Source organism: Bradyrhizobium sp. SZCCHNS1022 (genome assembly GCF_032484835.1).
Taxonomy (GTDB): Bacteria; Pseudomonadota; Alphaproteobacteria; order Rhizobiales; family Xanthobacteraceae; genus Bradyrhizobium.
This window is the reverse complement of the sequence record NZ_JAUETT010000004.1, coordinates 126,008-149,475: the sequence shown is the minus strand read 5'-3', so window position 1 is coordinate 149,475 and position 23,468 is coordinate 126,008. Positions and strand designations below refer to the sequence as shown.

The 23,468-nt window shown below is 63.9% G+C and carries 18 protein-coding genes; 8 read left to right on the top strand and 10 right to left on the bottom strand.

What is annotated here, in order from left to right; genetic code table 11:
- Positions 1-202 precede the first annotated feature (202 nt).
- Positions 203-742, bottom strand: coding sequence for a hypothetical protein (locus QX071_RS23580; RefSeq protein ID WP_315706316.1), 540 nt, complete (start codon positions 740-742; stop codon positions 203-205).
- Between the two features lie 201 nt (positions 743-943).
- Positions 944-1,465, bottom strand: coding sequence for a hypothetical protein (locus QX071_RS23575; protein WP_315706317.1), 522 nt, complete (start codon positions 1,463-1,465; stop codon positions 944-946).
- Positions 1,466-2,555: 1,090 nt separating this feature from the next.
- On the opposite strand from QX071_RS23575, the gene rocD reads away from it, so the two are divergent.
- Entirely contained in the window at positions 2,556-3,770 is a 1,215-nt protein-coding gene (gene rocD, locus QX071_RS23570) for an ornithine--oxo-acid transaminase (RefSeq protein ID WP_315706318.1), read from the top strand.
- A gap of 44 nt (positions 3,771-3,814) precedes the next feature.
- Here rocD and QX071_RS23565 read toward each other — a convergent pair whose 3' ends face one another.
- Entirely contained in the window at positions 3,815-4,663 is an 849-nt protein-coding gene (locus QX071_RS23565; protein ID WP_315706319.1) for a VOC family protein, read from the bottom strand.
- The gene (locus tag QX071_RS23560; protein ID WP_315706320.1) at positions 4,660-5,919 is read right to left on the bottom strand and encodes a Glu/Leu/Phe/Val dehydrogenase; all 1,260 of its coding nucleotides are present in this window, start codon (positions 5,917-5,919) and stop codon (positions 4,660-4,662) included. Before QX071_RS23560 ends, QX071_RS23565 begins: the two co-directional genes overlap by 4 nt.
- 206 nt (positions 5,920-6,125) lie before the next feature.
- Here QX071_RS23560 and QX071_RS23555 point away from each other — a divergent pair, with 206 nt between their 5' ends.
- Both QX071_RS23555 and rbsK read left to right on the top strand, forming a co-directional pair.
- A complete protein-coding gene (locus QX071_RS23555; RefSeq protein ID WP_315706321.1) occupies positions 6,126-7,019 on the top strand; it encodes a sugar kinase in 894 nt (297 codons plus the stop codon).
- Positions 7,020-7,043: 24 nt separating this feature from the next.
- Positions 7,044-7,952 carry a ribokinase gene (gene rbsK / locus QX071_RS23550; protein ID WP_315706322.1) on the top strand — a complete coding sequence of 303 codons (909 nt, stop codon included), beginning with the start codon at positions 7,044-7,046 and terminating at the stop codon, positions 7,950-7,952.
- Here rbsK and QX071_RS23545 read toward each other — a convergent pair.
- Complete coding sequence (locus tag QX071_RS23545) at positions 7,949-9,184, bottom strand: NAD(P)/FAD-dependent oxidoreductase (RefSeq protein WP_315706323.1); 1,236 nt, start codon at positions 9,182-9,184, stop codon at positions 7,949-7,951. The two genes, rbsK and QX071_RS23545, sit on opposite strands and share 4 nt — an antisense overlap.
- Before the next feature lie 156 nt (positions 9,185-9,340).
- Between QX071_RS23545 and QX071_RS23540 the strand changes: the two genes are divergently transcribed.
- Positions 9,341-10,132, top strand: a complete 792-nt coding sequence (locus QX071_RS23540) for an enoyl-CoA hydratase/isomerase family protein (protein WP_315706324.1) — start codon at positions 9,341-9,343, stop codon at positions 10,130-10,132.
- Positions 10,133-10,140: 8 nt separating this feature from the next.
- On the opposite strand, the gene QX071_RS23535 is transcribed toward QX071_RS23540, so the two are convergent.
- On the bottom strand, positions 10,141-11,847 hold the full coding sequence (locus QX071_RS23535) for an IlvD/Edd family dehydratase (RefSeq protein ID WP_315706325.1): 1,707 nt from the start codon (positions 11,845-11,847) through the stop codon (positions 10,141-10,143).
- 154 nt (positions 11,848-12,001) lie between these two features.
- The gene (locus tag QX071_RS23530; protein ID WP_315706326.1) at positions 12,002-12,820 is read right to left on the bottom strand and encodes an NAD(P)-dependent oxidoreductase; all 819 of its coding nucleotides are present in this window, start codon (positions 12,818-12,820) and stop codon (positions 12,002-12,004) included.
- Between the two features lie 113 nt (positions 12,821-12,933).
- Between QX071_RS23530 and QX071_RS23525 the strand changes: the two genes are divergently transcribed.
- Positions 12,934-13,902 (top strand): SMP-30/gluconolactonase/LRE family protein, encoded by a 969-nt coding sequence (locus QX071_RS23525; RefSeq protein ID WP_315706327.1) that lies wholly within the window; start codon positions 12,934-12,936, stop codon positions 13,900-13,902.
- A 115-nt stretch (positions 13,903-14,017) separates the two neighbouring features.
- Here the strand turns inward: QX071_RS23525 and QX071_RS23520 are convergent, their stop codons facing one another.
- Together QX071_RS23520 and QX071_RS23515 are read right to left on the bottom strand one after the other, a co-directional pair.
- A complete protein-coding gene (locus QX071_RS23520; RefSeq protein ID WP_315706328.1) occupies positions 14,018-15,448 on the bottom strand; it encodes an aldehyde dehydrogenase family protein in 1,431 nt (476 codons plus the stop codon).
- A 334-nt stretch (positions 15,449-15,782) separates the two neighbouring features.
- Complete coding sequence (locus tag QX071_RS23515; RefSeq protein WP_315706329.1) at positions 15,783-18,152, bottom strand: transketolase; 2,370 nt, start codon at positions 18,150-18,152, stop codon at positions 15,783-15,785.
- 138 nt (positions 18,153-18,290) lie between these two features.
- Between QX071_RS23515 and QX071_RS23510 the strand changes: the two genes are divergently transcribed.
- From QX071_RS23510 to QX071_RS23500, 3 genes are all read left to right on the top strand, one after another.
- Positions 18,291-18,752, top strand: a complete 462-nt coding sequence (locus QX071_RS23510) for an Lrp/AsnC family transcriptional regulator (RefSeq protein ID WP_315706330.1) — start codon at positions 18,291-18,293, stop codon at positions 18,750-18,752.
- Positions 18,753-19,790: 1,038 nt separating this feature from the next.
- Positions 19,791-20,894, top strand: a complete 1,104-nt coding sequence (locus QX071_RS23505) for a ferredoxin (protein WP_315706331.1) — start codon at positions 19,791-19,793, stop codon at positions 20,892-20,894.
- A gap of 88 nt (positions 20,895-20,982) precedes the next feature.
- Positions 20,983-22,218, top strand: coding sequence for a 2Fe-2S iron-sulfur cluster-binding protein (locus QX071_RS23500; RefSeq protein ID WP_315706332.1), 1,236 nt, complete (start codon positions 20,983-20,985; stop codon positions 22,216-22,218).
- Positions 22,219-22,249: 31 nt separating this feature from the next.
- On the opposite strand, the gene QX071_RS23495 is transcribed toward QX071_RS23500, so the two are convergent.
- Positions 22,250-23,422 (bottom strand): fumarylacetoacetate hydrolase family protein, encoded by a 1,173-nt coding sequence (locus tag QX071_RS23495; protein WP_315706333.1) that lies wholly within the window; start codon positions 23,420-23,422, stop codon positions 22,250-22,252.
- Positions 23,423-23,468: the final 46 nt, after the last annotated feature.

Below are 23,468 nucleotides of genomic sequence, written 5' to 3'. Positions count from 1 at the left end.
GGCGATGCGCCGACAAGGAATAACGAGGCGTAGGTCGGGTTGGAGCCGGAGGCGTAACCCGCCATCTTGACGTTTCAAAACGGCGGATCATGATCCCGCCCGAGCTGAAATCCTGCCGGGCTCCAGAGCCTCGCGGCGCCGCTAGCGCTCCGCAAACTTCCGCTTTCAGCCCTTAACGGACGCCAGGCCGACGGTCCGCAGGCTAGCCGATTTCCCGACGCAGCCGGTCGTGCACGTTTTCTAGATGCTCGTAGAAGGGCGCCATTTTAGCCTCGCCGTGGCCGGCATTCACCGCCGCCCAAGCGGGCAGCTTTCGGCTCAACACCTTCTCCCAGATGTCTACGAACTCGATGAATGAGCTATAAAACTCTCGTGTTTCCGGTTCGGCCAGCCACATCTTGTCGCGGAACAGATCAGCCATTTGCTGATAGCGCGGCATCAGCACGTGCCGCATCGTTTGATTTTCGTCATCGACGCTTATGTCGTGAATTTCGGCGAGCGCGCGGGCGTCGAGATAGGTAGGCGGGGCGCCGAGCGCTCGTTGGAGGCTGACTCTCAGCTCGCTTCGGGCATGGATCTCTTTGTGCGAAGCCAGCAGCGGTCCGTAGAATTGCTCGAGCTGCAGCTTCAGGAATGCAACCCTTTGAGCGCGGCGCTCACGGATGCTGATCATCAGCTGGGTCACAATGGCGCCAAGGAATGCTCCAACGCCCAGCGCCGCGAGCAGTTGCGGAAACTCCATCGTGGCACCCCGTTGCTGGCTCGCTTCAGTTTCGATGCCAATATATAGGTGACGAAAATGAAGTCCATCGACCTCGTCGACACGCGGGACCTCGGATTGCGCTTGGTAAAGGAGAGCGGATGAAGATCCCCGATTTCAAGCCAGATCTACGATCGGCGCGAGCACGATTTCGATGGGCATGTCGGTGAGGATTTTCTTTGACTACCGGTGCCCCTGAATTTTGCAGATTATGCCGGCGTATTGTCTCACCGGGCCTTGTGGCGTCCCCGATGTACCGGTCCACTTTTTCTCGTCGAGCGTGCACAGAATCTTCCAGTTCGAGTATTCGATCTCTCTGTTGGGATCGAGCCTGATCGTGGATAGCCTTGGGAAGGTCAGTGTCTGATTTCCGGCGTCGATTTTAGGCTCGTCAACGTCGGCGATCTCGAACCCGTCTTGGTATAGTTTAGACGGGTTCAATCTTGCAGGCCGGCTGCCAGCTATTGCAGTTTCCTTGGCAGATCGCTCGATATCCCACGCCCTAAAATTTGCGTAGCAAAATGCGAAGGCAGCAATCCATAGAAACAGCGGGCGGCGGCGAGCTGCCGGCAATAACTCATTGAACTTCTTTGTCGTTGAGGTCGGCAGGTAACGCTCTAACGCTCGCTCGATCCAAAATGCCACCGCGATCCAAAACTGCCAATAGCTCACGATCGCGGTGGCATAGTCAACTAATCTGGACATTACGACTCCGTCGGTGGCGCGGAGCATACTTGAACCGATCCCGCCCTTGGAGTCCGATAATCGCCCTTAACGGGCATTCCCGGACTCTGATGAGAGGTGCGTTGTCGGACAACTCGGTGGACGGCGCAATACAGTCCATCTGCGCCGCCTGCTGGTCTCCGGCCTGCTTGCGCTGTCCGTACAGCCCGCGCCGAAAAACTCATTTCGCGAGCCGCTTCAAGCGCATCCCGCTATCCAGCCCGCTTCGGAGAAATATTCCTCTTTCGTTTTATCAGAAATCGTGATTGACTGTCGCCGTCCCGTCTCGATACGAGGGGCGTTTCGCGATCGTCACGGACGTTGCGGCGGGATGCGGTGGGCGTGTCGATGTTGCAGCGTGGTTGATCCGCGCCGACGAACGACGTTGATGCGCACGGTCAAGTCGCGTGGTCCTGGCATCCCGACGCTGATGCCGCGCTGATGCGTAAGCATCATGCGCAAACGGTGGCCAAAAAGCCCGGCGCACCGGGGAGAACGCGAAGCAGCCGTTAAAACCATTGCGCGGGGAATGCCGGGATGTCTCGGCTGAACCTGTGGTACCTGCCGCCTGCATTTTTTGCTGCAGGCGGGCCATGGGTGCGGCCAGCGCCCGGCATTCCCCGTGCCCTCTGCTTGAAGAGGGCAGGTTTTGCAGCATAGCTCGGACGCGACAGCGCCGCGAGAAGGTGAACTCATGACTCACCACCGTCATTGCGAGGAGCGCGAGCGACGACTTGTCCGCCATGGCCGGACCTGTCCACTGATGCTCGCTCTCGAGGTCGGGGTAACATCACAAAGACTGCCGATCAGGCGCCCCCACCCCAGCCCTCCCCCGCAAGCGGGAGAGGGAGCGCACCGCATTCTCGGCGGCAGCTTGATAACTCTGGGCACCGGACAGAATTGCCCCCGGCAACATCGCGATCATCGACCGAACACCATCGCAGGCCTATAGTGCTCGACGACGAGGCTCGGTTTTGCGGCAGCGATGTCCGCAAGCTCACGACATCAGGCTCTGCGCGGCGTGACGTTCCCCGCCCCCGGCCTGCAGCCGACAACAGCAGCGGTGACGAACATGTCTGCACCGGTCAATCCATTCATCGCGACGGAGGCGCGGCTCGGCGCGCAGAACTACAAGCCGCTCGGCGTCGTGCTCTCGCGCGGCGAAGGGGTGTTCGTATGGGACACCGACGGCAACCGCTATCTCGATTGCCTGTCGGCCTATTCGGCCGTCAACCAGGGGCACTGCCATCCGAAGATCCTGGCCGCCATGATCGAACAGGCGGGACGGCTGACCTTGACGTCGCGCGCCTTTCACAACGACCAGCTCGCGCCGTTCTATGAGGAGATCGTAGCGCTGACCGGCGCTCACAAGGTGCTGCCGATGAACAGCGGCGCCGAGGCGGTGGAGAGCGCGATCAAGGCGGTGCGCAAATGGGGCTACGAGGTCAAGGGCGTGCCGGATGGGTTGGCCGAGATCATCGTCTGTGCCGACAATTTCCACGGCCGCACGCTGGGCATCATCGGCTTTTCCACCGATCCTGTGGCGCGCGATCATTTCGGGCCGTTCGCGCCCGGCTTCAGGATCATCCCGTTCGGCGACGCCCGGGCGCTGGAAGCTGCGATCGGGCCACACACCGTGGCCTTCCTGGCCGAGCCGATCCAGGGCGAGGCCGGCGTGATCATTCCGCCATCGGGCTATTTCGCCGAGGTGCGACAACTCTGCACCGTCAACAATGTGATGCTGATCCTCGACGAGATCCAGACCGGGCTCGGCCGCACCGGCCGGCTGCTGGCGGAACAGCATGACGGCATCGAGGCCGACGTCACCCTGCTCGGCAAGGCCCTGTCCGGCGGCTTCTATCCCGTGTCGGCGGTGCTCTCCAACCACGCCGTGCTCGGCACCTTGAAGCCCGGCCAGCACGGCTCGACCTTCGGCGGCAATCCGCTGGCCTGCGCGGTGGCCCGCGCAGCGCTGCGGGTGCTGGTCGAGGAAGGCATGATCGAGAATGCCGCCTTGCAGGGCGCGCACTTTCTCGAAGGGTTGAGGAGCATCCGCGCCAACACCATCCGCGCGGTGCGCGGACGCGGATTGATGCTGGCGGTCGAGCTGCACAAGGAGGCCGGCCCTGCTCGCCGCATTTGCGAGGCGCTGCAGGCGCGCGGCATCCTTGCCAAGGACACCCACGAGCACACCATCCGCTTCGCCCCGCCGCTCGTCATCACAAGGGATCAGGTCGAGTGGGCGCTGGAGCAGATCGGCGCGACGTTGATGCAGGAGGTCGCGTGACGGCGGTCTTCGTCTTCGGCCCTTGCTGCTGCGGAAAGCCCCGGTCAGACCTCTGTCTTGGCGGTCCATTCCAGGACCAGCGTATGAATGCCGCAGGTGCCGCTGTAGAGGCTCATGACGCGCGTGCCCGGCTTGCGCCCCGCCCGCGGCTCCGAGACCTGGACGCCAGCCGCCAGCAGACGCTCGCGCGCGGCATCGATATCGGCCACGCGCCAGCTCAAGCCCCACAATTTGTCATGCGCCGCGTCTCCGCCGGCCACCGGACGCTTCACGACCTCGACGATCAGGTCGCCGCAGCGGAAGAACATCAGCTGTCCCCACTCCTGGTGGGTTCGGTCGAGCGCCATGTCGAGGCCGAGCCGCGCGCCATAGAGCGCGGCGGTGCGTTCGGGATCCTCGGTCGATATCACCACATGATCGAGCCCAAGGACCGGCGAATCCGCCGTGGCGACCGATCGCGGCCGCTCCGCCGCAAGCTCGATAAAGAACATGCGGACCCCGCGGGTCAGCTCGGTGGCGGCGCGGGTGCGCTTCCAATGCAGGCTCGCGCCGGACAGCGCGTCGGTGTTGCTGACCTCGACAATCGGGTCCGGCTTCAGCGCGACCCGCTCCAGTCTCCGATGCATTTTCGCGACGTCGTTGGTGGCAAAGCAGATGCTGGCGAGGCCCTCGCCCCAGATCTTGATGACGTTGCGGATGCGGTCGGCGGCGACGCTGTTGCCCGACGGCGCCATCAGTTCGAGCGTCATATTGTCGAGCGTGAACAGCACGCGTTCGGCGCCATCGTCGGCATTTTTCCATGAGGGCTTTCGGCCGAGCAAGGTCTCGTACGCGGTCGTGGCCGCCTGGATGTCCTCGATGAGAACGACGAGATGGTCGAGACCCGTGATCACGGAAACAGCCCTCGCGAGTTCTTGGCCGCGCGGACCTTTTCCACGCCGATCGCCATCGCTGCGGTCCGGTGCGCGACGTTGTCGGCGCGCACGCGCGCAAGCATGTGCTCGAAGGCGCGGTCCAGGATCTGATACTCCCGCCGCATCACCTCCTCTTCCTCCCAGAACAATTGCTGCAGATCCTGCACCCATTCGAAATAGCTGACCACGACGCCGCCGGAGTTGCAGAGAATGTCTGGGATCAGGAAAATCTCCTTGCGCCGCTGCTCGAGCACCAGGTCGGCATCGGGCGTGGTCGGGCCATTGGCCGCTTCCGCCAGCACGCGGCATTTGAGATTTTCCGCAACCCGCGCATCGATCACGCGCTCGACCGCGGCCGGAACCAACACATCGCAAGCAAGCGTCAGGATTTTGGCCGGATCGAACGCAAGCTCGGTCGCGAAACCGGCGATGCTGCCGTGCTTGACCGCATGATCCATGAGCGCGGGGATGTCGAGCCCGCGGTGATCGTGCAGCGCACCGGTATGGTCGCTGACCGCGATCACCTTCATGCCCATCAGATGCAGCCCAAGCGCCGCATAGGAGCCGACATTGCCGAACCCCTGCACGACCGCGGTGGCCTTGGTCGGCTCGATCGAGAGGACATCCATCACGCGCCGGGCGAGATGGGCCACCCCGCGCCCGGTCGCCTCGCGACGGCCCAAAGTCCCCCCGGAAAACACCGGCTTTCCGGTGACGATCTCCATCACGGTCTGGCCCTGGTACATGGAATAAGTGTCCATGAACCAGGCCATCACCTGCTCGTTGGTACCCATGTCCGGCGCCATCACGTCGGTGTGCGGACCAACGAAGGGAATCATCTCCTGCATGTAGCGGCGCGACAGCGACTCCAGCTCGCGTTTCGACAGCTGGCTCAGGTCGACATTCACCCCACCCTTGGCGCCGCCGTAGGGCAGCCCGACCAGGGCGCACTTCCAGCTCATCCAGATCGCGAGCGCCGCCACCTCTCCGATATCGACAGTAGGCGCGAATCGCGTGCCGCCCTTGGTCGGTCCCATCGTCAGGAGGTGCTGAACCCGATAGCCTTCGAACACGGCGATGGTGCCGTCGTCCCGGTGGATCGGACAAGACACCGTGATGGCGCGCTTGGGCAGGAGCAGGCGGTCGCGCTCGTCGCCTGGGATATCGAGATGATCAGCGATCACGTTGAATTGCTTGGCTGCCATGTCGAACACCGGACCCGCATAGACCGTCATCGATCGCTCCTGGTTTCGAATCTGCGCCCGTTGCAGGATAGCGCGCATGCCGCCGCTCCGGCAGGGGGCCTCCGTTGTATCTCGGCCCATCTGAAGCGCAATCGTGACGAATCTGCCAACAATTTCAGCGTTGATCCGTCTCCTCCGATTGCTAATCTGGTAAGGCGGTGCCGGAACACCCCCTTTAGCGGATGACGGAAGATCTTATGCAGGCCCTCTTTATCGGACAGACCTACATCGACGTCACGTTCATTACCGACCATCTGCCGACCGGGGACGAGAAACATGTCGCTTCGGATTACGCGGTCTCGTTCGGCGGCAATGCGGTGACGGCAGCATTTTGCTGCGCCAAGCTGGGGATCGTGCCGGACCTGATCGCCACGCTGGCGAATGACTGGCTGGGTCGCATGTTCCAGGACATGTGCGCGAAATACGGCATCTCGATGCATCCGCGGAAGGTCAACTCCTCGTCGCTGTCCTTCATCATGCCGAAGGACGGCAAGCGGGCGATCGTCCGCTGCCGGGACGACGCCCATATCCATCCTTTTCCGCTGCTCAATCTCGGCAATTGCCGCGCCCTGCATGTCGACGGCCATCAGCCGGACGCTGCCATCCATTATGCCAAGCTGTGCCGCGAGGCCGGCATCCTGACCTCGCTCGACGGCGGCGGCCTGCGGACCAACACCCATGAGCTACTGGAATTCATCGACGTCGCCATCGTCGCCGAGCGGTTGTGCGAGCAGATGGACCTGACGCCGGAGAAGATGCTGGATTATCTCAAGAGCCGAGGTTGCCGGGTCGGTGGCATCACGATGGGTGAGAGGGGCCTGCTCTGGTATGACGAGACCAGCGCGGTGCAATCGTTGCCGGCCTATCCGATTCCGCGCGAGCGCGTGATCGACACCAACGGCGCCGGCGACGTGTTCCATGGCGCCTACATCTATTCCTATCTCGCCAATCCCGCCAAAAGCTGGCAGGAGCATTTCGAGTTCGCGCGCGCGGCCTCGACGTTCAAGATCCAGCGCCTCGGCAACGAAGCCGGGCTGCCCGCGCTGGCCGATATCGACGCTGTGAGGCAGGAATTCGAAGTCCGCGTCTAGCCGGACGCAAGGGGGAGTATTGGCATGGGCCGCGTGGTTGTCGCCGGCAGCATCAACATGGATGTGGTGGCGACAGCCGAGCGTCACCCGCGCATCGGCGAGACGGTGGCCGGCCACACGGTGACGTATTTCCCCGGCGGCAAGGGCGCCAATCAGGCGGTGGCGGCTGCCAAGCTCGGTGCACCAACCACATTGATCGGCCGTCTGGGCCGGGATGCGTTCGGTGTGCAGTTGCGCAGCTTTCTCGAGGCGCAAGGGATCGATCTCACCGGCGTAAAGGACAGCGAAACGGCGCAGAGCGGCACGGCGATCATCACGCTCGCCAATACCGAGAACACCATCGTCGTCGTTCCCGGGGCCAATGCCGAGGTCGGTATCGACGATGTAACTGCCGTTGCGCTGGCGACAGGCGACATCGCGGTGAGCCAGTTCGAGATTCCCCGCGCAACGATCGTCGCGTTTTTCCAGCGCGCGCGTGCGGCCGGAGCCACGACGATCCTCAATCCGGCGCCTGCCCGGCCCCTGAGTGCCGACCTGCTCGAACTGGTCGACATCCTCGTGCTGAACGAGACCGAACTCAGCCTGCTTGCCGGCATGAACCTCGGCGAGGATGCCGAGGAGGAGCGTATCGTTCAGGCCACGCAATCGCTGAAGGCCCGTCCGGACCAGACGGTCTGCGTCACCCTGGGAGCTCGTGGCGCCGTCGCGATCACCGGCGAGGAGACGTTCTGGATCGAGGGCCGTCCCGTCACGGCCGTCGACACCACCGGCGCCGGCGACTGCTTCGTCGGCGCGCTCGCGGCCAGGCTGTCCCAGGGTGCGGCGATCGTCGATGCGATAGGCTACGCCAATCTCGCCGCGTCGATCTGCGTGCAGCGGATGGGCGCCGGGCCGTCGATGCCGACCGCGGAGGAGGTGGAAAAGCTGCTCTAGCCGAGCGCGCTCTTGAGGTCGAAATTCAGGTCGGCCGCGTGATCGGGATCGATCGTGCCCCCCGCCGCAAGCAGCTTGCGGCCGAACATGTGATCGCCGGCGCGGTTCACCGATTCGATGCCGACCAGCCTGCCCTCCTTGTAGCAGAAGGCCGAAAACGCCTTCTGTGCGGGATCGCCGCGCAGCACCACCTGATCATAGCCCGTGGTGAGCCCTGCGATCTGCAGCTTGTCGTTGCCCTGGTCGCTCCAGAACCAGGGCTGCCTGTCATAAGGCTTGACATCGCCTGTCAGCCGCGCCGCCACGCAGCGTGCATGATCGGTGGCGTTCTGCACCGATTCCAGCCGCAACGTGCCGCCGAAGCGCGGGCTGACAAACAGCGCGCAATCGCCGATCGCGGAGATGTGCGGATCAGACGTCAGCAGATATTCGTCGACGACGATTCCGGATGCGACCGGCAGCCCGGCCTCGGCGGCAAGTTCGACATTTGGCAGCACGCCGACCCCGACCACCACGAGATCGGCCGGGATATGCCGGCCATCGCTCAAACTCACGCCCGTCACCCTGGCTCCGTCGGCCTCGATGCTGGTGGCCTGCACGCCGAGATGGATGCGCACGCCGGCATCGGCATGCTGCTTCTGGAAATAATCGGAGATCTCGGCCGTCACCGCCCGCGCCATCACGCGGGCACCGAGTTCGAGCACATCGACATCGAGGCCCTTGATGCGCGCGGTGGCTGCGAATTCCAGTCCGATGAAGCCCGCTCCGATCACGACCACCCGCTTGGCGTTGGCAAGCAGGCTCCGCAACGCCTCGCTGTCGTCGAGGATGCGCAGGTAGCGCACGTCGGAGAGATTGGCGTTCGGAAGATCAAGCAACCGGTTGCGCGCGCCGGTGGCAAACACAAGGTGGCCGTAGTCGAGCGTGGCGCCGGAGGCGAGCAGCACCTTGCGGGCGTCACGCTGGACAGTCACCGCGCGGTCATAGACCAGGTCGATGTTCTGGTCGGCATAGAACTTCAACGGCCGGAACATCAGTGTCTCCGGCCCGCCTGTGCCTTTCAGATAGGCCTTGGAGAGCGGCGGCCGCTGGTATGGCAGATGCGCCTCGTCGTTGATCAGGTGAATCGGATCGGCGAAGCCCGCCTGCCGCAGCGACGTTGCAAGCTGAAAGCCTGCATGTCCCGCGCCCACGATCACCACCGGCCCTTTTGCCACCGCGCCCTGCCCCATCGCACCTACTCGCTACAGCCTCACATGAAGGCCTGTGATCGGCCCTTCGACCAGCCTCAGCCAGAGCCGGGTTGTCGCAAACTTCTCTGGGATTGTCACCGCCCCGGCTCTGCGATTTAAATCGCCGCCAACGATAGATACCTGGGGAGGAATCCGATGCCGGAGCCTGCACAATCCGAGGAGCCCGCGCTCCTGTCGATCGATGGGCCGATCGCCACCATCACGCTCAACCGGCCCGCCGCGTTCAACGCCATCAATCTGGCCATTGCGCAAAGTTTGGAACACCTGGCTCTCCAGATCGAGGCGGACAAGGACATTCGGGTGCTGGTGCTGCGAGGCGAAGGCCGGGCTTTCTGCGCCGGCGGCGACCTGCAGACCATTGGCGCCGCAGCGGAGGCAGATACCATCACGCCCGTCGTCGGCGAGCTGTTGCACCATTATCACGCCTTCATCGCCTGCCTCAGGCGGATGCCCAAGATCGTGCTCGCCAGCGTGCACGGCTCGGCGGCGGGCGCCGGCCTGTCGCTCGCCTTTGCCGCCGATCTCTGCATCGCGGCCGAAGAGGCGCGCTTCACGCCGGCCTATGCCAAGCTCGGCGTCTCGCCCGATGGCGGCGGCACCGTCGGCGTGGTGGCGAGTGTCGGTATCCGCCGCGCGCTGCAGATCTTCCTCGCCGAAGACAGCTTTACGGCCCAGCAGGCTTACGAATGGGGCCTCGTCACCAAGGTGGTGCCGGGCCTCGAACTGATGGCCGCGACGCGGGAGATTGCGCAGCGGCTGGCGCAGAACATGTCGGCGGGGCTGGCCGCGACCAAGGCCCTGATCCGTCGCGCAGCGACGAGCACTGTCGAACAGCAGCTTGACGCCGAGCGCGACGCGATCATCGCCTGCATGCACACGGACGAATTCAAGGCTGCGGTGAAGCGCTTTACCAGCAAAGGGAAGTGAGCCCGATCTCACGCTTTCCCCGTTCGCCGCATGAAGTCGAAATCGCAGCCCTCGTCGGCCTGCAGGATGGTCTCGTGGAACAGATGCGCATAGCCGCGCGAGGCCCAATCCGGCGTTGACGCCGCCGTCAACGCGGCACGGCGCGTTGCAAGCTCGGCGTCGTCGACCTGCAGATCGATGCTGCGCTGTTCGACATCGAGCCGGATCCTGTCTCCCGTCCGAACCAGCGCCAACGGCCCGCCGACAGCGGACTCGGGCGTGATGTGCAGCACGATGGTGCCGAAAGCTGTCCCGCTCATGCGCGCGTCCGAAATCCGCACCATGTCCTTGGTGCCGCCGCGCGCCAGCTTCTTCGGGATCGGCAGATAGCCGGCCTCCGGCATGCCCGGCGCGCCTTTCGGCCCGGCATTGCGCAGCACCAGGACGTCGTCCGCCGAAACGTCGAGGCCGGGATCATCGATCCGCAGCGTCATGTCCTCGATCGACTCGAACACGACGGCGCGTCCGGTATGCTGCAGCAGCCTCTCGCTGGCCGCGGAATGCTTGATCACGGCACCGCGCGGCGCAAGATTGCCGCGTAGCACCGCCAGACCGCCCTCGCGCTTGATCGGATCCTGCCGCGGCCTGATCACATCCTGCCCTGGCACGTCCTCAGCCTTGGCGACGACCTCGCGCAGCGTCTCGCCGGTGACGGTCTTCGCATCGAGGTCGATGAGATTCCCGAGTTGCTTGAGCAGTTTCGGCACCCCGCCCGCATGATGGAAATGCTCCATGTAATGCTCGCCCGACGGCTTGAGATCGACCAGCACCGGCACCTCGCGGCCGAGCCTGTCGAAAGCGTCGAGGTCGATCGTGTGTGGCGTGCGGCCGGCAATCGCCGTCAGGTGAATGAGGCCGTTGGTCGAGCCGCCAATGGCCTGCAATACCACCTGCGCATTCTTGAACGCCGCCGGGGTCAACAGCTCGGTCGGCCGCGGTCCCTTCGCCTTGGCCATCTCGGCTGCAACGCGCCCGCTCGCTTCGGCCGAGCGGAAGCGCTCGGCGTGCGGTGCCGGGATGGTCGCGCTCATCGGCAGGGAGAGACCCAGCGCCTCGGTGATGCAGGCCATGGTGGAAGCCGTCCCCATCACCATACAGGTGCCGACCGATGGCGCGAGCCGGCCATTGACCGCCTCGATCTCCTGATCGTCGATCTCGCCGGCACGATATTTTGCCCACAGCCTGCGACAATCGGTGCAGGCGCCCAGCACCTCACCCTTGTGATGGCCGACTACCATCGGCCCGACCGGAATGACGACAGTCGGCAGATCGGCAGAAACCGCCGCCATGATCTGCGCCGGCAGTGTCTTGTCGCAGCCGCCGATCACGACCACGGCATCCATCGGCTGGGCCCGGATCATCTCCTCGGTTTCAATCGCCATCAGGTTGCGCAGATACATCGAGGTCGGATGCGCAAAGCTTTCCGCGATGGAGATGGTCGGGAACACGAAGGGCATTGCGCCGGACAGCATCACGCCGCGCTTCACCGCCTCTAGGATCTGCGGCACGTTGCCGTGGCAGGGATTGTAGTCGCTATAGGTATTGGTGATGCCCACGATCGGGCGATCCAGTGCATCGTCCGAATAGCCCATCGCCTTGATGAAGGCCTTGCGCAGGAACAGCGAAAATCCGGCGTCGCCGTAAGCGGTCAATCCCTTCCGCAATCCGTCGGTCATGCTTGGTCTCTTTTTGTTTTCTGTTTGAACCGTTATTCCGGGGGCAACCGCGCCACCGGATGAAACCGGGATCTGGAGCTTGTCTTTCGTGGCTCCCATATCGAGATTCCGGGTTCACGTCCTTCGGACGTGCCCTGGAATGACATTGCAATTGTTACCCCCAGTCGATCATCCCGCTTGTGTCCCCGTCGAATTCGACGCTGCAGAACGAACCGCCCTGGTAGTAGTCGGCGATCGGATCGGCGGGCAGCTTGGCCTGTTCGGCAAACGCGTGCTCGCGAAAATCCTCCGCGCGCCCGGTCGGCCGGTAGCCAAGATCATAGGCACGCTGATTGTCCCACCAAGCGCGTTCGTTGAGCGAGGCGCCATAGAGAACCTCGAAATGAATGTCCGGGTGTTCGAGCCCGATCCGGCAGAGCTGCACCAGGTCTTCCGGCTTCAGCCAGATCGAAAGCCTGCGCCGATCGAGCGGTCTTTCGCCGAAATTGCCGATACGGATGCAGGTCACCTTGAGACCATGCTTGTCGGCATAAAGCGACCCGACCGCCTCGCCGAAAACCTTGCTGACGCCGTAACGGCCATCAGGACGCGGCTGGACATCGTTGTCGATCTTGCGATGTCGCGGATAGAATCCAACGGCGTGGTTGGACGAGGCAAAGACCACCCGCTTCACGCCCTTTTTGCGGGCGGCCTCGAACAGGTTGTAGCCGCCGACGATGTTGGCCTGCAGGATATCGTTCCAAGGGCCTTCGACCGAGTAGCCGCCGAAATGCAGGATGCCGTCGATCCCTTCGCACAGCGCCTCGACCTGCGCGAGATCGGCCAGATTGGCTGCCTTGAACGTCTCCTGGCTGGACAGATCGGCCGGCGGCTTCAAATCGCTGAGCAGAAGGTCCGGATAGATCGGCGGCAGCAGCTTGCGCAGCGATGTGCCGATTCCCCCGCTCGCGCCGGTCATCAAGATGCGTGGCATTTCGTCCCTCGTATTCGCTTCGCTCGTGGTTGGATTCCAACCACTCGTTTGCGGTCATTGCACAAGAATGATAGCAGACATTCAGTGAGGGAACGCAACAACGAGATCAGCAAATGTCCGATGCGAATGCTCCGTCCCAAGGCTGGCACCCGGCGACCTATTATCCCGATCCGGCAATCCAGGCGCTCGATCCGCGGTTCGAGACGTACTGGCTGAAACTCTCGGCCGTGGAACGCCTCGCCACCGGCCTGCGCTGGGCCGAAGGGCCGGTATGGTTCGGCGACGGCCGTTATCTCCTGTGCAGCGACATCCCCAACCAGCGCATCCTCAAATGGGAGGAGGAAACCGGCGCGGTCAGCATCTTCCGCAAGCCATCGAACTTTGCCAATGGCAACACCCGCGACCGTCAGGGCCGGCTCGTCACCTGCGAGCATGGCGGGCGGCGCGTCGTGCGCACCGAGTATGACGGTTCCATCACGGTGCTGATCGACTCCTTCGACGGCAAGCGGCTGAACTCTCCCAACGACGTCGTGGTGAAATCCGACGGCTCGGTCTGGTTCACTGATCCAACCTTCGGCCTGCTCGGAAATTACGAGGGCTACAAGGCCGAGTCCGAGATCGACGCCAATGTCTATCGCATCGACGGTGCAACCGGCAGAGCCAGCATCGTCGCCGAAGGCGTGCTGGGGCCGAATGGGCTGTGCTTCTCGCCCGACGAAAAGATCCTCTACGTCGTCGAGTCCCGCGGGGAACCCAATCGCAAGATCCTGGCCTATGACGTCTCGCCCGATGGCGCGACGCTCCGCAACAAGCGCGTCCACATCGACGCCGGGCCCGGTACGCCGGACGGCATGCGCTGCGACGTCGACGGCAATCTCTGGTGCGGCTGGGGCATGGGCAAGCCCGAGCTCGACGGCGTCATGGTGTTTGCGCCCGACGGCGCCCCAATCGGCCGGATCGCGCTGCCGGAGCGCTGCGCCAACGTCTGCTTCGGCGGCCTCAAGCGCAACCGGCTGTTCATGGCGGCGAGCCAGTCGATCTACGCGCTCTACGTGAATACGCAGGGTGCGCTGGGCGGATAGCTTGGCCATCGTAGGGTGGGGCAAAGGCACGCAGTGCCGTGCCCACCATCTCTCTTCGCGACGTGAAGGGTGGGCACGCTCTCGCTTTGCCCACCCTACGCCTCTTCACTCGCAGTTAAGCCGCGTTGTAGCCCGCGACCGCCTTGACCTCGAGATATTCCTCCAGACCGAACTTGCCCCATTCGCGGCCGTTGCCGGACTGCTTGTAGCCGCCGAATGGCGCGGTGCGATCGTTCGGCACGCCCTGAAGATTGACGTTGCCGGCGCGGATCTTGCGGCCGATCTCGCGGGCCTTCTCGATCGTCCCGGCCGAGACATAGCCGGCGAGACCATAGGGCGTATCGTTGGCGATCCGCACCGCATCCGCCTCGTCCTGCGCGCCGATGATCACGAGCACCGGTCCGAAGATCTCCTCGCGGGAGATGGTCATCTCTGGCTTGACGTCGGCAAAGATGGTCGGGCGCACGTAGTAGCCCTTGTTTACGCCCTCCGGCAGACCGGGACCGCCGGCTACCAGGGTCGCGCCCTCCTCGATGCCCTTGTTGATCAGGGCCTGGATCTTCTCCCACTGGCCGCGATTGACCACCGGACCGATCGTGGTGCCTTCGCCGCGCGGATCACCAGCCTTGGTCTTGTCGGCTGCGGCTTTCGCGATCGCGGACACTTCCTTCATCTTCGACAGCGGCACGATCATCCGCGAGGGCGCGTTGCAGGACTGCCCGGAATTGTTGAACATGTGCATGACGCCACCGGTCACCGCCTTCGTCAGATCGGCGCCCTCGAGGATGATGTTCGGCGACTTGCCGCCTAGCTCCTGGCTGACACGCTTAACGGTTGGTGCGGCACGCTTGGCGACATCGATGCCGGCCCGGGTCGAGCCGGTAAACGAGATCATGTCGATGTCGGGATGCTCGCTCATCGCAGCACCGACCTCCGGGCCGAGGCCGTTGACCAGGTTGAACACTCCCTTCGGCACGCCGGCCTCGTGAATGATCTCGGCAAGGATCAGCGCCGATGTCGGGGTGAACTCCGACGGCTTCAAGATCATGGTGCAGCCTGCCGCCAGCGCCGGCGCAACCTTGCAGGCGATCTGGTTCATCGGCCAATTCCAGGGCGTGATCATGCCGACCACGCCGACTGGCTCGCGCAGGAGGGTCGCGGAGCCACAGGGCTCCTCGAAGTGATAGTTCTTCAGGATTTCCAGCGTGGTCATGAAATGGCCGAGGCCGGCACCGGACTGCAGCTTCTCCGCCATCGGCAGCGGTGCGCCCATCTCGTCGGAGATCGCAGCGCCGATCTCCTTCATGCGGCTCTTGTAGATCGCGACGATCTTCTCGAGCAGCGCGACGCGCTCCTCGCGCGAGGTCTGGGAATAGGTTTCGAACGCACGCTTGGCGGCGGCGACGGCCTTGTCGACATCGGCTTTGGAGCCGAGCGCAACCTCATACATCGCCTCCTCGGTCGCAGGATTGACCACAGGAGTGGATTTCTTGACGACCGGATCGACCCAGGCGCCGTCGATGTAGAATTGCATGCGGTTGACCATCGGAAAACCTCTTCAAATCGGGAGAGCAAATGGAGGGGGCGTTTCGTGCCAGCATCCTTGCACGAATGCCTTTTTGGATGAACCCGCCATATGCGGGCCAGCGTTGCGGCTGGCGAGGATATAAGGGTGCGAGCGTGACGCTGGCAAGGCGGCAACCACGTACTCGCCGTCATCCCGGCGAAAGCCGGGATCCATCCCGCGGAATGCTTATGTTTGGCCCGCTGCCCGTAATCCCTTAACTGCTAATCAACAATTTCTCCCTGTGGTTATGGGCCCTGCTTTCGCAGGGGCGACAGCCGCATGCGACTGGCGTATGTGTTGAACGAAGTTTTGATCACACCGCCATTTTGCGATGCAGCACGGGCGCACCGGTGAGGCTTTCGGCCGCATCGATGATCGCGTTGGCGTCGATGCCGTTGAAACGATAGAGGTCGTCGATCGTACCGGTCTGGCCGAAGCGTTCGACGCCGAGCGCTTCGACGCGATGGCCGCGCACGCTGCCGAGCCAGCCGAGCGTCGCCGGATGGCCGTCGATCACCGTGACGATGCCGCAGTCGCGCGGCAGCGGCGCGAGCAGCTTTTCGATATGGCTCAAATGCTGCACACCGCGGCGGGCGCGCCGAATATTCCGCGCGGCGGTCCATCCGGCGTGCAGGCGGTCGGCCGACGTGATCGCGAGCAGGCCGACATCGCGCCGGCTCTCGCCGATCAGGCCGGTCGCCTCGATCGCCTCCGGTCCGACCGCACCGGTATAGGCGACGATCACCTCCGCATTGGGACCCGGCTTACGCAGCCAATAGGCGCCCTCCGTGATGCCGGTCTCCAACTCCGGGGTCATGATCCGCTGCGGCTGCTCGATGCTTCGCGTCGACAGCCGCAAGTAAACCGAGCCGCCCTCGCCCGCCTCGCGCTGCATATGGGCAAAACCCCATTTCATGATGGCGGCGAGTTCGTCGACAAAGGCCGGCTCGAACGACGAAAGGCCATCCTGCGCGATGCCGATCAATGGGGTAGCGATCGACTGATGCGCGCCGCCTTCCGGCGCCAGCGTGACTCCCGACGGTGTCGCCGCTACCATGAAGCGCGCATCCTGGTAGCAGGCGTAGTTCAGTGCATCGAGGCCGCGCTCGATGAAGGGATCGTAGAGAGTGGCGACCGGCAACAGCCGCGCCCCATTGATCGCATGCGAGAGGCCGAGCGCGGAGGCCAGGATGAACAGGTTCATCTCGGCAATGCCGAGCTCGATATGCTGGCCTTTCGGCGAGGCAGCCCAGTTATAGGTCGACGGGATCTTCTCGCTGCGAAACAGGTCCGCCTTCTCGGCACGCGCGAACAGGCCGCGGCGGTTGACCCAGGCGCCGAGATTGGTCGAGACAGTCACGTCGGGCGAGGCGGTGACGATGCGCGAGGCCAGCGGCGTGTCGCCACGGGCGAGATCGTTGAGGATCAGGCCAAAGCCCTGCTGGGTCGACATCTGCGCCGACGCCGTGAACGTCAATCGCTCCGGCACGTCGAACACGGCATCGCTCAGCCGCCGCTCGCCGCGATTGAACGGCACGCTTGCGAGAAAGGCTTCGAGCTGTGCCGGATCCTGCGGTACCCCCTCGAATTTATCCCACTCGTGGCCCGGCCGGATGTCCTGCTTGCTGCGCCATGTCTCCATCTGCGCCACTGTCATCAGCCCGGCGTGATTGTCCTTGTGGCCCTGGAACGGCAGGCCGACGCCCTTGATGGTGTAGGCGATGAAGCAGACCGGGCGGTCGTGGTCGATGGCTTCGAATGCCTCCAGCATGCTCGCCATGTCGTGGCCGCCGAGGTTGGACATCAGCGCCAGCAACTCGTCGTCGCCGCGCTTGTTGATCAGGCGAGAAACGTCGCCCTGATCGCCGATGTCGTCCAAAAGATGCTTGCGAAACGCCGCGCCGCCCTGGAAGCACAGCGCCGCATAGAGCGCGTTCGGGCAATTATCGATCCAGCGCCGCAACGCTTCACCGCCGGGCTCAGCGAAGGCCTCGCGCATCAGGCGTCCATATTTGACGATCACCACGTCCCAACCGAAATTGCGGAACATGGTCTCGAACTTCTCCCACAAACCTTCGCGCACCACCGCGTCGAGACTCTGCCGGTTGTAGTCGACGATCCACCAGGTGTTGCGCAGGCCATGCTTCCAGCCCTCCGCCAGGGCCTCGAAGATGTTGCCCTCGTCCATCTCGGCGTCGCCGACCAGCGCGATCATGCGGCCCTCGCGGCGGTCCTTCATCCAGCCATGCGCGCTGACGTAGTCCTGCACCAGCGAGGAGAACAAAGTCTGCGCGACGCCGAGGCCGACCGAGCCGGTCGAGAAGTCGACGTCATCGGTGTCCTTGGTGCGTGATGGATAAGACTGCGCGCCCTTGAAGCCGCGGAAATTCTCCAGCTTCTCGCGGCTCTGCCGGCCGAACAGATATTGAATGGCGTGGAACACCGGGCTGGCATGCGGCTTCACCGCGACGCGATCCTCGGGCCGCAGCACCGCGAAATACAACGCCGACATGATGGTCGCGAGCGAGGCCGACGAGGCCTGATGGCCGCCGACCTTCAGCCCGTCCACATTGGGACGGATGTGGTTGGCGTGGTGGATGGTCCAGGACGACAGCCACAGCACTTTGCGGGCCAGCGCATTCAAAAGGTCGAGACGTTCGGACCGCGCAGACGACGTCGCCATGGTGCTCCTCCCCGGAGGCTTTCGGATTCGAGCATGTTAATCCCGGCGGCACGGCCATTATTCTCAATTTCTTGCGCTTCGACCCTGATTTTTGGTATAGTTTTCCAATGTAACCCGCGCATCTCGGATTTTGTTCCAATGCCTGACCTCGACGCCATCGACCGGAAAATCCTCGGCATTCTGCAGGCCGACGGCCGCATCACCATGCAGGAGCTCGCCGGCAAGGTCGGGCTGTCGGTGTCGCCCTGCCACCGGCGGGTGAAGCTGTTGGAGGAGCGCGGCGTGATCACCAACTACATCGCCACCGTGGACCAGAAGGCGTTGGGGCTGCACGTTTCCGTCTTCATCTCGATCAAGCTCGCGCGGCAGAAGGAGGAAGACCTCGCGCGTTTCGAGCGGGCGATCTCGAAATGGCCGGAAGTGCTGGAGTGCTATCTGATGACGGGCAATCGCGACTATCTGCTGCGTGTCGTGGCGGCTGATCTCTCGTCCTATGAAGCCTTTCTGAAAACCAAGCTGACCAAGCTCGACGGCATCGCCTCGATCGAGAGCAGCTTCGCATTGAGCCAGGTGAAGTACTCGATCGCGCTGCCGGTCTGAGCAGGTGCCGGCCACGATCTCCGCTGTCGTCATTGCGAGGAGCGCAAGCGACGAAGCAATCCAGTCCAGCCGCTGTGCAACACTCCGGCTTGCTTCGCTTCGCTCGCAATGACGGCGTCGAGACATACGTTTTCATTCCCGCGGCGCATTTGCGTCCGAGCTTTGCAAGTTCGTTTGTCCCTCCCTCATAAGAGAGGGCACAGGGAAGGCCGGGAGCTCGCCGCTCCCATGGCCCGCCTGCAGAAAAAAAGCAGGCGGCAGTCACCACAGGTTCGGCCAAGACATCCCGGCCTTCCCTGCGCGATAGTTTTAACGGCTGCTTCGCGTTCTCCCCGGTGCGCCGGGCTTTCTGGCCACCGTGCGCGACAACGCGCTTGCGCGCGTTGCGCGGGATACTTGCGTCGGAGTATCAGGACCGCGCGACTTGACCGTCCGCATCAGGCGCGCTCGTCATTCCGCACCATCCGCGTCTACCGCTCCCCGCCGCTACGTTTCGTGACGATTGGCCGAAACGCCCTCTTCGTCGCGAGCAGGATGACCGAGATGATCGTTGTGATTTGCCCGACACGGCAAGGCCGCAGCTATGCGGCAAACTGGCACGACGGGCAAATTGTGCATGCGCCTATGCACCGTCGACGTAGGCTTGGCCCGCTCACGCAGCCAGCACCCGGATCACCAAGATCCGACGGGAGCGACCATGGGGAGCGCGGCACTGACAATGTGCCCGCCGGCTCCGTCGCGTCGGCGCATTGATCTGGATCAAAAATCGATGACCGTTTGATCTAAATCAACCCGCCGCAGGCCGACCGCAGCAAGGCCCCGGGATGTTCATAATGGCCATCCAAAACGGCCACATCTTCCTACTAGCTTCACAGTTGAGTGTGCGCGGCCATCAGCCGCAGGCTATCGGTGTCGGATCCGTCGCGCGCTCTTGATGTCAAACCCCGCGCCTGGACAGCAATGCAGAACAACAGCGCCCGTCAGTCAGCCAAATTCGAGTCTCCGCGGCAGCGCCGAGGATCATTCTCACAGGCCAACATGGCCGTGCGCGTCGCACCCACGAGATATAGCCCGAAATCAGCTTCCAGCAGTCGCACGGTAAGCCCCAAGAGCCGGCGCGTCTGGGTCGCGCTTCAATCCGTCATGTTCACCGTGGGCGTGGTCCTGGTCGGCTTGCTACTGTTCTGGCCGGCCGCGGGCATCGCGCTGATGTGGAATTTCCTGATCCCCATCGCGCCGGCGCTGGTGACGATCTCGCCCGGCCTGTGGCGCAATGTCTGCCCGATGGCGACGATGCACATGCTGCCGCAGAAGCTCGGCATCTCGCGCAACATCAGGATGCCCGAATGGGGTGCGGCCGGGCTCGGCCTGATCAGCGTGATCCTGCTGTTCGTCGTCGTCCCCATGCGGCGCATCGGCTTGAACGTGGACGGCCCGCTGACGGCGATCATGCTGCTATCCGCGGCGGTCATCGCCTTCACGATGGGATCGCTGTTCGAGATGCGATCCGGCTGGTGCACCTCGCTATGCCCCATCCACCCGGTGGAGCGGCTGTACGGCACCAACCCCGCGCTCACCTTCAAGAATGCGCGCTGCAATCTGTGCGAGGGATGCAGCAATCCGTGCCCGGATTCGACGCCCGAATTGTCGCCGACCGTGACCAGCGGCAACAGGCTCCAGCAATTCCTCGGGAATTTCCTGGTCGGGAGCTTTCCCGGCTTCGTCTGGGGCTGGTACCAGGTCAGGGATTATGCCCCGGACGAGGTGGACAACCACGCGGTCATGATCACCTACGCCTGGCCGCTGATTGCGTGCGTCGTGACCTATCTCGTCTTCAAGTGCTGCGAGTACGTCCTGCGCCACAAGCCCGACGCGCGCGCCACCCTGCACCGCATTTTCGCGGCCGCCGCGGTCAGCACCTATTATTGGTACCGTCTCCCCGGCCCGGCCTCTCTGCTGCCGGACTGGTTTCCGCTCGTCTCACATCTAGTGACCACGCCGTTCTTCTTCTGGTTCATCGTGCTCCGCGCGCCCAAGGTGAGCTGGTTGAAGCGCCCGGTGATGGCGTCGACCTACTGGTCCGGCCGGTTCGAGACGACGGCGAACAAGAATCTCATTCGTGTAGCACCAGGCAAAGCGTGACGTCTCGCGCGAGGTCGCGTGATCCGGGGCCGCGGCAGGCACGCCCCAGACCACGCCGTGTCCTTGCGCCCGATTTGAGGAGTGAACCATGAGCAATTTCAGGACTGTTTCGGTCAAGGGCCGCACCTTTCGGGTCCGTGCCGGCGATGTCTTGCTCGACGGAGCGCTGGCGAACGGCGTCGAGATTCCATACGACTGCCGCGCCGGGACCTGCGGCACCTGCATGGTGCACGTCGCCAAGGGCCAGACCGTGTGCGGCGAAACGCATACACAGGGCATGGTTCATGCCTGTCAGGCGCGCGTCGTCTCCGACCTCGAGGTCGAAATGGAGGATGTGCCCGAGATCGACACTGCCCGGGCTCGGCTCGTCGGCTTGCGCGAGCTCGCACCCGACATCATGGAGCTCATGATCGCGCCGGAAAAGAGCATCAGCTATCTGCCGGGACAGTATTTCCGTTTCACCTTCAACGGCTTTCCGGCACGGGCCTACAGCCCTACCGCATCCTTCGACGGCCGCATCGGCGGACGCGTCATCCATCTCAACATCAAGCGTGTACGTGGCGGGCGGCTGACGTCGGCGCTCGGCACCAGCATCAGGCCCGGCCATCGGCTGCGCATCCAGGGTCCTTATGGTCATGCGTTCCTGCGTCCCGGCGGCTCCGGCCGGCTGATCTTGGCCGGGAGCGGCACCGGCTTCGCGCCGATCTGGGCCATCGCTTCCGTTGCCTTGCGCGAATCCAGAGAGCGCCCGATCGTCGTGATCGCGGGCGCGCGCCGGCTGCCTGCGCTCTACATGACTCCGGTGCTGGCGCAGCTGGCCCGATTGCCGAACGTCACGGTGATTCCGACGGTGGAGGAAGGACCTGCCAATCACCCGTCCATTCGCAGCGGTCGGATCGAGGCCCATATGCCGACACTGACCGCATCCGATGTGGTCTATGCCTGCGGCTCGCCGCGCATGGTGAGCGCACTGGCCGGTCTCGTCGAGAAGGCCGGCGCGACCTTCTACGCCGATCCGTTCGAGTCGGCGCCTGCGGAGGAGCCGGCCGGCCTGCTCGGCAAGCTCAAGACGCTGGTGGCGCGGCGACCTCAGCCACAAAGCAGCAGCGAGACGCCGATCGATCCTTTCGAGAAGGTGCTTTCGCTGGTGCCGACACAGTCCGCTGACGAGGAGATGCGCACCCAGCGGCCGCACGAACCGCGGCGCGGCGCACTTGCTACCGATCGCGAGCATTCACCTTCGCGCATGCCGCAGCGTGCCGTTCTCGCGGATCAGGCAAATCAGCAGGACCGGCTGCGCAAGGGCGCAGGACAATTCGCCTGAGCCAACTCGCGTCAGGTCGTGCTTGAGGCGGTCAAATCAGCTTGCGCCGTGCCAGGCTGCGCATCAATGCGCCAACGCCGAAAGTCCAGGGCTCGCATTCGTCGCTGGGGCGCATGCGGTTGACGAGCTTGCCGAGCTGAGGCGCTGCGATGGTGACGATGTCGTCGCGTTTGTGGGTGAAGCCCTGCCCCGGCGCGTCGCGGTCCTTCACCGGCGCGAACATCGTGCCAAGGAACAGCGCAAACCCGTCCGGGTATTGATGCACCCGGCCGACCGTCTGGCCGACGAGATCGGTCGGATCGCGGCTGATCCTGCTGATGGATGAATGGCCGTCGAGCACGAAGCCGTCGGCGCCCTTCACCTCGAGCGCGACCTCCATCTGTCTGACGTCATCGAGCGAGAACGTCGCGTCGAACAGGCGCAGTAGCGGGCCAATGGCGCAAGAGGCGTTGTTGTCCTTGGCCTTCGACAACAGCAGCGCCGAGCGGCCTTCGAAGTCGCGCAGGTTGACGTCGTTGCCGAGCGTGGCGCCGACGATCTTGCCCTCGCTCGAGACCGCGAGCACGACCTCCGGCTCCGGATTGTTCCAGGTCGATTTCGGATGCAGCCCGGCATCCATGCCGGTGCCGACCGACGACAGCACGGGCGCCTTGGTGAAGACTTCCGCGTCCGGCCCGATGCCGACCTCGAGATACTGGCTCCAGGCGCCCTGCTCGATCAGCACCTGCTTCAGGTGCATCGCCTGATCCGAGCCTGGCTTGAGCTTGGAGAAATCGTCCCCCACGAGGCGCACGACCTCTTTGCGGATCGCCTCCGCCGAGGCCGGATTGCCGCGCGCCCGCTCCTCGATCACGCGTTCCAGCATCGAGATCGCAAAGGTGACGCCGGCGGCCTTGAGCACCTGCAGATCGACCGGCGCCAGCAGCCACGGCTTGGTGGAATCGCGCCTGTCGGGCGGCGTATTGGCAAGGATGGCGGCGAGATCGCCGATACGCTCGCCCTTGGCGGCGCGCAGCGCAGCGGCCGGATCGCCCTGTTCGCACAACGTGCTCACAGTCGGGAAAGCGGCGGTGACGTCGAATACGCCGTCGCCGCGCACCGCAACGACAGCGGGGCCTTCGACATCTGGCCGCCACACGCGGCCGACCAACGTCCCCTTGGTGCCGTCGTCCGGCAACACGGCTTCAGGCGTCAAGGCGATCATGGCGGCGTTCTCCCGTGAGGCTTGTTGTCCGGCGAGAGGTAGCATT

Excerpts from the sequence above, each read along its gene's own strand:
- rocD (WP_315706318.1), top strand. The coding sequence starts at position 2,556 with ATGTCTGCACCGGTCAATCCATTCATCGCGACGGAGGCGCGGCTCGGC.
- QX071_RS23510 (WP_315706330.1), top strand. The coding sequence starts at position 18,291 with ATGCCTGACCTCGACGCCATCGACCGGAAAATCCTCGGCATTCTGCAG.
- QX071_RS23515 (WP_315706329.1), bottom strand. The coding sequence starts at position 18,152 with ATGGCGACGTCGTCTGCGCGGTCCGAACGTCTCGACCTTTTGAATGCG.
- QX071_RS23520 (WP_315706328.1), bottom strand. The coding sequence starts at position 15,448 with ATGGTCAACCGCATGCAATTCTACATCGACGGCGCCTGGGTCGATCCG.
- QX071_RS23535 (WP_315706325.1), bottom strand. The coding sequence starts at position 11,847 with ATGACCGACGGATTGCGGAAGGGATTGACCGCTTACGGCGACGCCGGA.
- QX071_RS23575 (WP_315706317.1), bottom strand. The coding sequence starts at position 1,465 with ATGTCCAGATTAGTTGACTATGCCACCGCGATCGTGAGCTATTGGCAG.
- QX071_RS23540 (WP_315706324.1), top strand. The coding sequence starts at position 9,341 with ATGCCGGAGCCTGCACAATCCGAGGAGCCCGCGCTCCTGTCGATCGAT.
- QX071_RS23555 (WP_315706321.1), top strand. The coding sequence starts at position 6,126 with ATGCAGGCCCTCTTTATCGGACAGACCTACATCGACGTCACGTTCATT.
- QX071_RS23495 (WP_315706333.1), bottom strand. The coding sequence starts at position 23,422 with ATGATCGCCTTGACGCCTGAAGCCGTGTTGCCGGACGACGGCACCAAG.
- rbsK (WP_315706322.1), top strand. The coding sequence starts at position 7,044 with ATGGGCCGCGTGGTTGTCGCCGGCAGCATCAACATGGATGTGGTGGCG.
- QX071_RS23545 (WP_315706323.1), bottom strand. The coding sequence starts at position 9,184 with ATGGGGCAGGGCGCGGTGGCAAAAGGGCCGGTGGTGATCGTGGGCGCG.
- QX071_RS23505 (WP_315706331.1), top strand. The coding sequence starts at position 19,791 with ATGGCCGTGCGCGTCGCACCCACGAGATATAGCCCGAAATCAGCTTCC.
- QX071_RS23500 (WP_315706332.1), top strand. The coding sequence starts at position 20,983 with ATGAGCAATTTCAGGACTGTTTCGGTCAAGGGCCGCACCTTTCGGGTC.
- QX071_RS23580 (WP_315706316.1), bottom strand. The coding sequence starts at position 742 with ATGGAGTTTCCGCAACTGCTCGCGGCGCTGGGCGTTGGAGCATTCCTT.
- QX071_RS23530 (WP_315706326.1), bottom strand. The coding sequence starts at position 12,820 with ATGCCACGCATCTTGATGACCGGCGCGAGCGGGGGAATCGGCACATCG.
- QX071_RS23560 (WP_315706320.1), bottom strand. The coding sequence starts at position 5,919 with ATGACGGTCTATGCGGGTCCGGTGTTCGACATGGCAGCCAAGCAATTC.
- QX071_RS23525 (WP_315706327.1), top strand. The coding sequence starts at position 12,934 with ATGTCCGATGCGAATGCTCCGTCCCAAGGCTGGCACCCGGCGACCTAT.